Annotated in this window: 10 protein-coding genes; 1 reads left to right on the top strand and 9 read right to left on the bottom strand. The window is 61.2% G+C overall.

Going from position 1 to position 12,129, the window contains the following annotated elements; translation table 11 throughout:
• Positions 1-333: 333 nt before the first annotated feature.
• The 9 genes from H7A77_RS21285 to H7A77_RS21245 all read right to left on the bottom strand — a co-directional run bounded on the left by H7A77_RS21285 (position 334) and on the right by H7A77_RS21245 (position 9,275).
• Positions 334-1,119, bottom strand: coding sequence for a heme ABC transporter ATP-binding protein (locus H7A77_RS21285; protein ID WP_047026206.1), 786 nt, complete (start codon positions 1,117-1,119; stop codon positions 334-336).
• Positions 1,112-2,116: an iron ABC transporter permease gene (locus tag H7A77_RS21280; RefSeq protein ID WP_044031352.1), complete on the bottom strand. Its 1,005-nt coding sequence runs from the start codon at positions 2,114-2,116 to the stop codon at positions 1,112-1,114. The genes H7A77_RS21285 and H7A77_RS21280 overlap by 8 nt, the downstream gene beginning before the upstream one ends.
• The gene (locus H7A77_RS21275; RefSeq protein WP_033642895.1) at positions 2,116-2,946 is read right to left on the bottom strand and encodes a hemin ABC transporter substrate-binding protein; all 831 of its coding nucleotides are present in this window, start codon (positions 2,944-2,946) and stop codon (positions 2,116-2,118) included. Before H7A77_RS21275 ends, H7A77_RS21280 begins: the two co-directional genes overlap by 1 nt.
• The gene (locus tag H7A77_RS21270; RefSeq protein WP_033652718.1) at positions 2,943-3,980 is read right to left on the bottom strand and encodes a hemin-degrading factor; all 1,038 of its coding nucleotides are present in this window, start codon (positions 3,978-3,980) and stop codon (positions 2,943-2,945) included. Before H7A77_RS21270 ends, H7A77_RS21275 begins: the two co-directional genes overlap by 4 nt.
• 66 nt (positions 3,981-4,046) lie before the next feature.
• Positions 4,047-6,131, bottom strand: coding sequence for a TonB-dependent hemoglobin/transferrin/lactoferrin family receptor (locus H7A77_RS21265; protein WP_033642897.1), 2,085 nt, complete (start codon positions 6,129-6,131; stop codon positions 4,047-4,049).
• A gap of 94 nt (positions 6,132-6,225) precedes the next feature.
• Positions 6,226-6,408 carry a hemin uptake protein HemP gene (gene hemP / locus H7A77_RS21260; RefSeq protein ID WP_016927944.1) on the bottom strand — a complete coding sequence of 61 codons (183 nt, stop codon included), beginning with the start codon at positions 6,406-6,408 and terminating at the stop codon, positions 6,226-6,228.
• Positions 6,409-6,580: 172 nt separating this feature from the next.
• A complete protein-coding gene (locus tag H7A77_RS21255) occupies positions 6,581-7,066 on the bottom strand; it encodes a glutathione peroxidase (RefSeq protein WP_182074609.1) in 486 nt (161 codons plus the stop codon).
• 105 nt (positions 7,067-7,171) lie between these two features.
• A complete protein-coding gene (locus H7A77_RS21250; protein ID WP_033642899.1) occupies positions 7,172-8,218 on the bottom strand; it encodes a 3-deoxy-7-phosphoheptulonate synthase in 1,047 nt (348 codons plus the stop codon).
• A 196-nt stretch (positions 8,219-8,414) separates the two neighbouring features.
• Positions 8,415-9,275: a pyruvate, water dikinase regulatory protein gene (locus H7A77_RS21245; protein ID WP_160880175.1), complete on the bottom strand. Its 861-nt coding sequence runs from the start codon at positions 9,273-9,275 to the stop codon at positions 8,415-8,417.
• A 458-nt stretch (positions 9,276-9,733) separates the two neighbouring features.
• On the opposite strand from H7A77_RS21245, the gene ppsA reads away from it, so the two are divergent.
• On the top strand, positions 9,734-12,112 hold the full coding sequence (gene ppsA, locus H7A77_RS21240) for a phosphoenolpyruvate synthase (protein ID WP_033642901.1): 2,379 nt from the start codon (positions 9,734-9,736) through the stop codon (positions 12,110-12,112).
• Positions 12,113-12,129 lie beyond the last annotated feature (17 nt).

Here is a 12,129-nt window from a genome sequence, read left to right as displayed (position 1 = left end):
CGCATCACCGGCTGCCGAGCAAGACGGCGTTGTCAGGGGCAACCGGCCAGGGAAGGCCGGTTGAGGCGAGACTAACAGGGACGTTTGTCGCAGCCGACCCGCCCGACAACGCAGACGCGGCGAGGGTATCCGCATAGCGGACAGACGGTGTTAAGCAAAGGCGCGGGTGGAGGGGCCGCGCCATCGGCCCCTCCAATTGCCGTTCATGTTGGCCACAGAGAAATGCGGGACATTTACGGCAATTCCCCTGCACAGAACGCCCAGAGGCTGGATAAAAAAATGCCACTCAGGATTAACTGAGCGGCATTACGCCTCATGGCGCCCTTGAACGTTTCATTGGCGCAGATAGACCTGCGGCAACGACACTTCGGGATGATGAATCACGCCGAGATCGGCCTGGTACCAGCGGGTGAGGATTTCCGTCTGCAACACTTCCTGCGGTGTGCCGCTCGCCACCAGACGCCCCTGATGCAACAGCAGGATGCGGTCGGCGTACAGCGCCGCCAGATTGAGATCGTGCAGCACACAGCAGACGCCCAGCGGCTGTTGGCGCGTCAACGAGCGCAGCAGGCGCAGGGTATGCTGCTGGTGGTAAAGATCCAGCGCCGAAGTCGGCTCGTCGAGGAACAGCCAGGCGGGGGACGGCTGCGGCTGCCACAGCTGCGCCAATACCCGCGCCAGTTGCACCCGCTGCTGTTCGCCGCCGGACAGCTGACGATAGTCGCGCTGCGCCAGCGCCAGGCAATCGGTCTGCGCCATCACCTGTTGGATCGCCTGGTGCTCGTCGCGTTTGCCGTGCGGCGCGCGTCCCATGCTGACCACTTCTTCCACGCTGAAGGGAAACGCCAGATCGCTGTATTGACGCATCACGGCTCGGACTTTGGCCAACTGCTGCGGCGCCCAGTGTTCCAGCGGGCGGCCAAGCAGCCGGCATTCGCCGCAGTCCGGCGTCAAATAGCCGGTCAGCAAACGCAGCAGCGTCGATTTGCCGGCGCCGTTAGGGCCGATAATCGCCACCATTTCACCGCCGGCGAGGCTGAGCGAAACATCGTTGATCAAGCGGCGCGTACCGAGGCTGTAGCGCAGCTCCCGGGCCGTGAGGTTGGCGACGTTATCCACCGGTTCGCTCCCGCTGGCGCATCACCAGCCACAAGAAGTAAGGGCCGCCGATCAGGCTGGTCATCAATCCCACCGGCATTTCGGCCGGCGCCACCAGCGTGCGCGCCAGCGTGTCGCTGACCAGTAGCAGGCAGGCGCCGCCCAGAGCAGAGCAGGGCAGCAGCCAGCGGTGATCCCCGCCGAGGCGCATGCGCACCAGATGCGGCACCACCAGACCGACGAAGCCGATCACGCCGCTCATCGCCACCGCCGCGCCGATCAACAGGGCGCTCAACAGCAGCAGCTGCAGCTTGGCGCGCTGAACGTTCACCCCGAGGTAGTGTGCCTCTTCGTCCCCCAGCTGTAACAGGTTCAGACGACGCGCCTGCAGCAGCGTCAGCAACGCCGTGGGCAGGATCAGCGAGGCGGAAACGGCCAGCGTCGGCCATTGCGACTGGCTGAGGCTGCCCATCATCCACAGCGAGAATTGGCGCAGCTGTTGATCGCTGCTGATGTAGGAGAGCACGCCGATGGCCGCCATGCACAGGGCGTTGATCGCGATGCCCGCCAGCAGCAGCCGCGACAGATTGCCGTGCCCGCTGCGGCTGATGCCGTAGATCAGCAGCGATACCAGCAGGCTGCCGAGGAACGCCGCCAGCATGTGGCCATACAACGCGATCGTCACCGGCAACGCCAGCGGCATCACGATGAACAGCGCGACAAACAGCGCGCCGCCGCTGCTGATGCCCAGCAGGCTCGGATCCGCCAGCGGGTTGCGGAACAGCCCCTGCATTACCGCGCCGGATACCGCCAGCGCACAGCCGATCACCACCGCCAACAGCACGCGCGGCAGACGAATGTTGAGCCAGATGTGCCAGGCGGCGTCGCTAAAGGGTTCGCGCCACAGGGTGCCAAACGACAGCGTCAGCGCGCCCAGGTTAGCGGCGACCAGCGCCAGCAGCGTCAGCAGCACCAGCAGGCCGATGATGGCTAACTGAGGCGAGGTGCGACAGCGCATTACTTTTGCTCCGCCGCGTGGCGCAGTTTGGCCAGCGCCGCCGGCGTTTCCAGACCGAAGCCCAGCAGCGCCATGTCATCGACGATCAGCACGCGACGCTGCTTGCCTGCCGGCGTCAACGCCAGACCCGGCAACGTCCACAGTTGCTGTTCGCCGCCGAGGGTGCGTACGCCGTCGGTGGTGACCAGCAACAGATCCGGCGCGCTGGCGATGACGCCTTCCTGCGACAGCGGACGGTAGCGGTCAAAACCCTGCATGGCGTTTTTCAGTCCGGCGGCGGCGATCACCGCGTCGGCGGCGGTGTGTTGCCCGGCCGCCATCGGCGTAATGCCGCCGTGGCTCATCACAAACAGCACCTTGACCGGCAGCGGAGTGGTATCGACCGCCGCCAGCTGCTGTTGATAGCGCTCGCTCAACTGCTTGCCTTGCTCATCACGCTGCAGCGCGGCGGCGATCGCGGCGATTTTTTGCGGCACCGCCTGCAGGGTGGTGTCACCCGGCACGCTGACGACCTTGACACCGCTGTCCGCCAGTTGTTTGAGCACCAGCGCCGGCTGCGCCAGCTCGGTCGTCAGCACCAGCGTCGGTTTCAGCGCCAGAATGCCTTCGGCGTTCAGCTGGCGCATGTAGCCGACGTCCGGCAGCTTTTTCACCGCTTCCGGATGCAGGCTGGTGCTGTCGCGGGCGATCACGTCGTCGCCGGCGCCGAGCGCAAAGGCGATTTCCGTCACGTCGCCGCCGATCGAGACGATGCGCTGTGCGGCGGCGGCGGTGAGCGGCAGCGTCAGCGTCACCATCAACGCCAGGCGGCGGATCAAGGAGGATTTCATGCGGCGATGTCCTTGGCGGCGAGCGCGGCGACCTGCTCGCGCCACTGGGTTTGTTCCGGTTGGCCTTCGGTGCGCTGGCCATACAGCTGCGCGATCTGCGTGCCATCTGCGGCGAACAGCTCCAGGCTGGTGACGATGCCGTCTTTGGTCGGTTTGCGGGTGATCCAGCTTTCGGCGATGGCGTTTTCAATCAGGTGCAGCGTGAAGCGGCGGTTGAACACGTTGATCCAGCCTTCCTGCGGCATCAAGCGTTCGATCTGGCCGGTGAAAATCTGCACGCAGCCACGGTTGCCGACGAAGATCATGATCTCATTTTGCTGTTGCTGCGCCGCCTCCAGCAGTTGCGACAGCGCGCTGTTGTCCACCTGATAGGCCAGATCGTCGCCGACGGCGCGGAAGGCCTGCTGGCGCGTCAGCTTATTGCGGCTCAGCAGCTGGAAGAACTGGTGCACGTCGGTCATCGCGCGCCATTCAGCGTCGATTTTGGCCTGATCCTGCGTGGCTTCATCGGAGGTGGCCGCCTCGACGGGCTGCAGCGCCAGCGCCGGGTTTTCTTCGCTCAGGTGGCGTTCCACCAGCGCCATCCAGGCCGGCAGATCGGTTTCCTCGGTGGTGTAGACCTTGTGCAGCGCATCGCCCTGCGGGTCAAAGAACTGAATGCTGTGGCGCACGCCGCGCTTGTTGGTTTCGCTCATGGCGAAGACGCTGGTCCAGTGGTTGAGGAACAGGCGCAGATCCAGCTCGCGCGGGTTGAGGATCAGCCCGGCGTGGCCGTTGAGGTGCTGGTTGCGGTAGCGGCCCATCTGCTCATGCACCGCATAGCTGTTGCGGGTGATGGACTTGGTGACGCCCACTTGCTCGAGTTCGGTCAGCAACGTGCGGGCGTCGGCCTGCAGGCGGCGTGCGTCGTGGCCAACGCGGGCGTGCGTCAGCTCTGCTTCGCTGACGCCAAGGATCGCCGCCAGATCGCGGGCGTATTTGCCGGGATGGTCGATTTTAGCCTGTTGGTAACGTTCGTACAGGGTGTTGCTCATGCGGGATTCTCCTGCGCTGTGATGCGAATGGCGGACACACCGGATGTCCGCCAGATAGTCAAATGATCACCACTGGTAGCTGACCAGCAGTTTGGCGTTGCGGCCATCCTGCGGGACGCCCTGCGGCGAGTAATATTCTTTGTCGAAGGCGTTGCCCAGCACCACGGTGGTGGTGACGCCCTGCAGACGGTCGCGGCCTTTGTAGCTCAGATAGAAGTCGTTAACCCCGTAGCCGCCTTGCTCCGGCGTGCCCGTCTGCACGCGGGTGGCGCGTTCGGCGAAGGTGGCGACCCAACCGGCGGACAGACCGGTTTCGCCCAGCGGCACATCCAGCGAGCTGGTGACGGTGTCCGGATTGATGCTGCTCAACCAGTCACCGGTCGCTTCATTTTTGCCGCGGGTGCGGTTATAAGCCAAATCCCAGCCGAACCAAGAGGTTTTATAGCTGAGCGTAGCGTCCCATCCCCAGATTTTTGCGCGATCGATATTGGTCGAGAAGGTGGTGCAACTGATGCAGTAAGGGCCGCGCGGGCCGCGTCCCAGCTCCATGGTGACGTCGGTTGTGATGTAATCCTTGGCTTTGGTATCGAAATAGCTCGCTTTGAACTGCAAGCTATCATCGGCGAGCAGCAGATCGTCGAAACGCAGACCAAATCCATACTCTTGAGTTTCATTGGTTTCCGGTTTCAAATTAGGGTTCGGCACCCAATAGTTGGTGATGGTGGTAGGCCCCATTGGGATGGAGAAGTGTTTGGAGTCGTTGTACATCTCACCCATCGTCGGTGCGCGGAACGCCTGAGAATAGGAGCCGAACAGCATCAGCCAGTCGGTGGGGGTAATGCTGACTGCGCCGCGTGAGGACCATTTGTTCGCATCCACATCGGCATAGCCGTCACTTGAGCCCTTGTAATTGTCATAGCGGGTGCCGGCGAGCAGGGTGACGGGCAGATCGCGCAGCGTGATTTCGTCCTGCAGCCAGCCTGAAGCGAAGTTGATTTTTGCGTGCGGGAAACTTTCGGTCGCTCCGCCCGGCGTTTGCTCCTGTTTGTAAGCCTCGGTGCCGTAGGTCAACAGGTGCGAAGCGAAAGTATCTGCAAACAGGCGTGTGCGGTTTTCGAGTTTGGCGCCTTTAGTGGTTTGTTTGCGCGCTTCATCTTCGCTGCCGCTGGCGTGCGCGTTAATTTTCACGTCCGAGTAATACACTTTAGCTTCAGCATCCAGCCAATCCTGGCCGACCGGCTTCAGTTTGTAACTCAGAGCCGCGTCGCGTTGGATCGTCGAACGATCGGTCATTAAGTTTCCAGCGGAGCTGGCTGGCGTTTGTGGGTTTTTCGGCTCTTGGGCGCTGTTGTTGTAGTAACGAAGGTTGCCGCCCAGCGACTGGTTGTCGTCGATCTTCCAGGTGCCTTTGGCCAGCACGTTGTTGATGGTTTCGTCGTTGGGGGCATCGAAGCCATTGCCCTGGCGCAGATTGCCGACGTCGCGGGTGCCGAACGACAGCAGGCCGTCGAGGTTATCGGTCTTGCCGTAGGCGCTGGCGCCCATGCCCAAGCTGTGATCGCCGCTGCCGGCGGTGCCGTAGACGCGGAACCCGCTGTCGTGGCCTGGCAACAGCAGGTCGGCGGCGTCGACAGTTTCATAAGACACTACGCCACCCAGCGCGCCGCTGCCGTACAGCAGGGCAGAAGGGCCGCGCACGATTTCAATGCGTTTCACCAACGCAGGATCTAAAAATGTGCCGTTAATATGGCCGGTATCGGTGCCCTGGCGGATGCCGTCGACCAGCGTCAGCACGCCGCGTCGGTCGTAACCGCGCATCATGAGATCCTGCCCATTGCTGCGGCCGGAGCCCGTGACGGTAATACCCGGCACGCGGCGCAGCATATCGGCAGCGGTCCCCGCAGTTTGGCTTTCCGGCGAACTGCCTTCGATGACCGTCACCATCATCGGCGCTTCAAAGCTGCTGCGCTGATTGCCGGTGGCGACCACGGTCATGGTTTCGTCAGCGGCTTTGGCTTTTTTGGCCGGCGTCGCGGGGGAGGAAGAGGGTGTCGTGCTGGTGTTTTGTGCCAAGGCCACCGTAGGCAGAGCGCAGGCAATCGCCAGACTCAACGCGGAAAAACGCAGCCGGGTGGAAAATGTCAGAGGCATGGTGCAACTCTCCGTATGTAATGAAACATATCAATAGATTTGCTGGCTGCCTGGATCACAAGATCGGGGTGGCTGGCGTTTGAGGATTCTGTGGTTATTTGGTCAGGATCAATTTCCCTGCCTTGGTCTGCCGCAGTTGATAGCGCTGGCCCTGATGGGTAATGAACGCGATGCCGTCGGCGCCGAGCAGCTGTGCGCTGTCGTAGCTGGGCGGCGCGTTTGCGCTGTGCTCGGTCGGGGCCGCGGCGGCGGGAGTTGGCGTGTTGGCAGTATCCATCATCTTTGTGCTTATAAAACAGACCATTAAATGGTAATTAATATCAAATTGAGAATCATTATCATGTGATGGAAAGGTTACATCAAGGAAAATTTTCTTACCGATGGAACCTTTTTGCCGAACGGACATCCGGCGACGGGCCGAACGCGCTCGGCCCGTAAAAAAGAGGGGATTATTTCAGCAGGGTTTCGATACGGTCGAACAGACGCTCAGGTTTGGTGATCGGCGCAAAGCGCGTGACACGTTGACCATCGGCGGTGAGCAGGAATTTGGTGAAATTCCATTTGATGCGGCGGCTGCCCAGAATGCCGGGCGCCAGGCGTTTCAGTTCGTTGAACAGCGGATGGGCGCCGGGGCCGTTGACCTCTATTTTGTTGAACAGCGGGAAACTGACGCCGTAGTTGAGGCCGCAAAAATTGGCGATCTCAAGCGGACTGCCCGGCTCCTGAGAACCAAACTGGTTGCAAGGGAAGCCGAGCACCATCAACCCGCGTTCGCGATAGTATTGCCACAAATTTTCCAGCCCGCGGTATTGCGGGGTGAAGCCGCACTTGCTGGCGGTGTTGACCACCAGGTAAGCGCGCGCCGGGAAATCGCCCAGCGTTTTTTGCTCGCCCTGCAGCGTGACGCAGGGGATGGATAACAGAGAGTGAATCATGCCGGGGCTCCCAGTGCGTTGCGGCGGGTGTTAAAGGATTGCGATCAGTATAGATGAGCGAAACAGGGGAGATAAAGCCGGGGCGTGGCCCCGGCCTGCGATAGGCTAGAAGCGGCTATCGATGGCATCCGCCAGCATCGCCAGCAGCTGTTCGCTGTCGGACCAGCTCAGGCAAGGATCGGTGATCGACTGGCCATAGGTCAGCGGCTGGCCGGCGACGATTTTCTGCGTGCCTTCCACCAGGAAGCTTTCCGCCATCACGCCGGTGATGGCGGCAGAGCCGGCGCGGATCTGCTGGCAGACATTGTCGGCCACTTCCAACTGACGGCGATGCATCTTCTGGCAGTTGCCGTGGCTGAAGTCGATCACCAGGTGCTCCGGCAGATCGAATTCACGCAGGCTGTCACAGGCGGCGGCGATATCGCTGGCGTGGTAGTTCGGCGTTTTGCCGCCGCGCATGATGATGTGGCCGTACGGGTTGCCGCTGGTCTGGTAGATGGTCATCTGACCATGTTTGTCCGGCGACAGGAACATGTGCCCGGCACGCGCCGCGCGAATGGCGTCGATGGCGATGCGGGTGTTGCCGTCGGTGCCGTTTTTGAAGCCGACCGGGCAGGAGAGCGCCGAGGCCATTTCACGGTGGATCTGACTTTCGGTGGTGCGCGCGCCGATGGCGCCCCAGCTGATCAGATCGGCGATGTATTGGCCGACGACCATGTCCAGGAATTCGGTGGCGGTCGGCAGGCCGAGCTGGTTCACCTCCAGCAGCAGGCGGCGCGCCATTTCGATGCCGCGGTTGACCTGGAAGGTGCCGTCCAGCGCCGGATCGGAGATCAGGCCTTTCCAGCCGACAACGGTGCGCGGTTTTTCGAAGTAGGTGCGCATCACGATCTCCAGGCGATCCTGATAGCGTTCGCGCAGGGCGTTCAGCCGGCCGGCGTAATCGACGGCGGCGTCGAGATCGTGGATGGAGCAGGGGCCGATCACCACCAGCAGGCGGCGGTCTTCACCGGTAAGGATTTTTTCAATGCGTTTACGTGACGCTGTCACGTTATCGGCGACGGCCGCCGAGATCGGCAGCTTATCCGCCAACGCTTGCGGCGTGACGAGGCTGTCGATGCGCGCGGTCCGCAGTTCATCTGTTTTGTGCATGTTGTTCCCTGGAAACTGTTCTTCTCTGCGGCAGGAGCGCCGGGAAGTGATGGCGATCACAATAACGCAAAAAGCGCTGAATTCAACCGTAGAGATTGCGTTCTGTTGATCAAAGCCGCGAAAAAAAGCACAAAAAAATCAGCTGCTGCTGAAATAAACGGCAGGCGGCGGGGCGCGATGGCCCCGCGGGGAAAGATCAGAACATGCGGCGGCTCATGCCGAGGATATCGAGGATTTTGGTGGAGATCTCTTCGACCGAATAGTTGGTGGTGTTGAGGTAGCGGATCTGGTTTTTGCGGAACAGCGCCTCGACCTCGGCGATTTCCATGCGGCACTGGCGCAAGGAGGCGTAACGGCTGTTTTCGCGCCGCTCTTCACGGATCGCCGCCAGGCGCTCCGGATCGATGGTCAGGCCGAATAATTTATGCTGAAACGGTTTCAGCGAGGCCGGCAGATGCAAATTGTCCATATCGTCGGCGATAAACGGGTAGTTGGCGGCGCGGATGCCGAACTGCATCGCCAGATAGAGGCTGGTGGGGGTTTTGCCGCAGCGCGAGACGCCGAGCAGGATCACCTGCGCCTGATCGAGGTTGCGCAGCGAAATGCCGTCATCGTGCGCCAGGGTATAGTCGATGGCGGCGATGCGGGCGTCGTACTTGCCGAGATTGCTGGCGGTCAGGCCGTGGGTGCGGTTCGGCACCGGCGTCGGTTCCACATCCAGCTCGCCCTGCAGCGGGCCGACCAGCGCCTGCACGATATCCTGGCAGAAGCCCTGGCTCTGGACGATCACATCGCGCACTTCCGGCGAGATAATGGAGTAAAACACTAACGGGCGCACGCCGGTTTCATGGTAAATATCATCGATTTGCTGGCGAACTGCGCGTGCGCGGGCCTCGGTTTCGACAAACGGCAGGGTATAGGTGGTCGCCGTGACCGGGAACTGCGACAGCACCGCGTGTCCCAGCACTTCGGCGGTGATCGCCGTACCATCCGAAATATAAAAAACGCTTCTTTCCACCCGAGGCTCCTTACCTGAAAACGGTGTTCCTGCTGTCATCACTGTCAATATCATGGGCCGCAGACGATCCGTCGGTAAAGGGGCGAGAGAAAAAATTGTGACGACGGGGCGATAAACCGCCATGCGGCGGCGCGGGCGGAAAGCGCGATTAGCGGCCGTAAAAAGTGCGGCCCAGCGGCGCTTTTCCACCTGAAGCGCGAGTTTGCCGTTATTTTCACCAAAAACGGTAGCGTTTGCGCGGTCATTAAAACAGAAGTTTAAAAAGAACGTAATTTGTTGAGAACTAAGCTTTTCGTGCGTTTGGGAACGGTTCCCAGGCAAATCAGCCGGTTAGGACATTCTCTTAAAAACCACTTTCTTCAGTGGGTTGATCGATTCACCTTTCCATTTTCCCCGGATCAGTGTGCTAGTCTGATTCGGCTCCGCGTTTAGCGGCGCCGTAAAGCAAGCGAATTAAATCCGTCTTTACCCTACTGATAGCAATAAGGATTGTCTCGATGTCCAACAATGGCCCAGACTTGCGTAATGTGCTTTGGTACAACCAGCTTGGCATGCACGACGTTGACCGTGTCGGCGGCAAAAACGCTTCCCTCGGTGAAATGATCACCAATCTTTCCGATTTGGGCGTGGCCGTGCCGAACGGTTTTGCCACCACCGCGCAGGCGTTTAACGATTTCCTCGAACAAAGCGGTGTTAACCAGCGCATCTATCAGTTACTGGATCAGACTGACGTTGACGACGTTGCACAACTGGCCAAGGCCGGTGCCCAGATCCGCCAATGGGTGATCGACACGCCGTTCCACGCCGAGTTCGAGCGTGAAATTCATCAGGCTTACCAACAGCTCGCCGACGGCGAACCGGAAGCCTCCTTTGCGGTGCGCTCCTCCGCCACGGCGGAAGACATGCCGGACGCTTCCTTCGCCGGCCAGCAGGAAACCTTCCTCAACGTGCAGGGCATCGACGCCGTGATGGTGGCGATCAAGCACGTGTTCGCGTCGCTGTTCAATGACCGCGCCATCTCTTATCGCGTGCACCAGGGTTACGACCACCGCGGCGTCGCGCTGTCGGCGGGCGTACAGCGCATGGTGCGCTCCGATCTGGCCTCCTCGGGCGTGATGTTCACCATCGACACCGAGTCCGGCTTTGATCAGGTGGTGTTCATCACCTCCGCCTTCGGTCTGGGTGAGATGGTGGTGCAGGGCGCGGTGAACCCGGATGAGTTCTATGTGCACAAGCCGACGCTGCAAAAAGGCAAGCCGGCGATCGTGCGCCGCAACCTGGGTTCGAAAAAAATCCGCATGGTGTACGCGCCGTCGCAGGATCACGGCAAGCAGGTGCGCATCGAAGACGTGCCGGAAGCGCAGCGCAGCCGGTTCTCGCTGACCGATGACGAAGTGCAGGCGCTGGCGCATCAAGCGATCCTGATCGAAAAACATTACGGCCGCCCGATGGATATCGAGTGGGCGAAAGACGGCCATACCGGCAAACTGCTGATCGTGCAGGCGCGCCCGGAGACCGTTCGCTCCAACGAACAGACCATGGAACGCTATCAGCTGAACGGCTCCAGCCCGGTGCTGGTGGAAGGCCGCGCCATCGGTCATCGCATCGGCGCCGGTCCGGTGAAAGTGATTCACGATATCAGCGAAATGGATCGCATCCAGCCGGGCGACGTGCTCGTGACCGACATGACCGACCCGGACTGGGAGCCGATCATGAAGAAGGCCGCTGCGATCGTCACCAACCGCGGCGGGCGCACCTGCCACGCGGCGATCATCGCCCGTGAGCTGGGCATTCCGGCGGTAGTGGGCTGTGGCCACGCCACCGACGTGCTGAAAGACGGCCAGAAAGTCACCGTATCCTGTGCGGAAGGCGACACCGGCTTCGTTTACAGCGACATGCTGGACTTCAGCGTGCAGAGCTCCGAAGTGACCGAACTGCCGGATCTGCCGCTGAAGATCATGATGAACGTCGGCAACCCGGATCGCGCTTTCGACTTCGCGCGTTTGCCGAACGAAGGCGTGGGCCTGGCGCGGCTGGAATTCATCATCAACCGCATGATCGGCGTGCACCCGCGCGCGCTGCTGGAGTTCGATCAGCAAACGCCGGCGTTGCAAAACGAAATTCGCGCGTTGATGCAGGGCTATGACCACCCGGTCGAGTTCTACGTCGGTCGTTTGACCGAAGGGATCGCGACGCTGGGCGCCGCCTTCTGGCCGAAGCGCGTGATCGTGCGTCTGTCCGACTTCAAATCCAACGAGTACGCCAACCTGGTGGGCGGCGACAAGTATGAACCGCACGAAGAGAACCCGATGCTGGGCTTCCGCGGGGCCGGCCGCTACGTGGCCGACAGCTTCCGCGATTGCTTCGCGCTGGAGTGCGAAGCGGTGAAACGCGTGCGTAACGAAATGGGGCTGACCAACGTCGAAATCATGGTGCCGTTCGTGCGCACCGTGGCGCAGGCGGAAGCGGTGGTGGCCGAGCTGGCGCGTCAGGGGCTGAAACGCGGCGAAAACGGGCTGAAAGTGATCATGATGTGCGAGATCCCGTCCAATGCGCTGCTCGCGGATCAGTTCCTTGAGCACTTCGACGGCTTCTCCATCGGCTCCAACGACATGACCCAGCTGGCGCTGGGGTTGGATCGCGACTCCGGCGTGGTGTCAGAACTGTTCGACGAACGCAACGACGCGGTGAAAGCGCTGCTGTCGATGGCGATCCAGGCGGCCAAACGCCACGGCAAATACGTCGGTATCTGCGGCCAGGGGCCGTCCGACCATGAAGACTTCGCCGAGTGGTTGATGGAGCAGGGCATCGATAGCCTGTCGCTCAATCCGGATACCGTAGTGCAGACCTGGATCAACTTGTCGAAAAAGAAATAAGGCTTCGGCGTTGCTAA

Origin of the sequence: Serratia sp. ME47 (assembly GCF_903970925.1) — a bacterium.
GTDB classification, from domain to species: domain Bacteria; phylum Pseudomonadota; class Gammaproteobacteria; order Enterobacterales; family Enterobacteriaceae; genus Serratia; species Serratia ureilytica.
The sequence above is the reverse complement of the archived record's forward strand: the minus strand, read 5'-3'. Positions and strand labels throughout refer to the sequence as shown.

Excerpts from the sequence above, each read along its gene's own strand:
- H7A77_RS21275 (WP_033642895.1), bottom strand. The coding sequence starts at position 2,946 with ATGAAATCCTCCTTGATCCGCCGCCTGGCGTTGATGGTGACGCTGACG.
- H7A77_RS21250 (WP_033642899.1), bottom strand. The coding sequence starts at position 8,218 with ATGCACAAAACAGATGAACTGCGGACCGCGCGCATCGACAGCCTCGTC.
- H7A77_RS21255 (WP_182074609.1), bottom strand. The coding sequence starts at position 7,066 with ATGATTCACTCTCTGTTATCCATCCCCTGCGTCACGCTGCAGGGCGAG.
- hemP (WP_016927944.1), bottom strand. The coding sequence starts at position 6,408 with ATGGATACTGCCAACACGCCAACTCCCGCCGCCGCGGCCCCGACCGAG.
- H7A77_RS21270 (WP_033652718.1), bottom strand. The coding sequence starts at position 3,980 with ATGAGCAACACCCTGTACGAACGTTACCAACAGGCTAAAATCGACCAT.
- ppsA (WP_033642901.1), top strand. The coding sequence starts at position 9,734 with ATGTCCAACAATGGCCCAGACTTGCGTAATGTGCTTTGGTACAACCAG.
- H7A77_RS21245 (WP_160880175.1), bottom strand. The coding sequence starts at position 9,275 with ATGACAGCAGGAACACCGTTTTCAGGTAAGGAGCCTCGGGTGGAAAGA.
- H7A77_RS21265 (WP_033642897.1), bottom strand. The coding sequence starts at position 6,131 with ATGCCTCTGACATTTTCCACCCGGCTGCGTTTTTCCGCGTTGAGTCTG.
- H7A77_RS21280 (WP_044031352.1), bottom strand. The coding sequence starts at position 2,116 with ATGCGCTGTCGCACCTCGCCTCAGTTAGCCATCATCGGCCTGCTGGTG.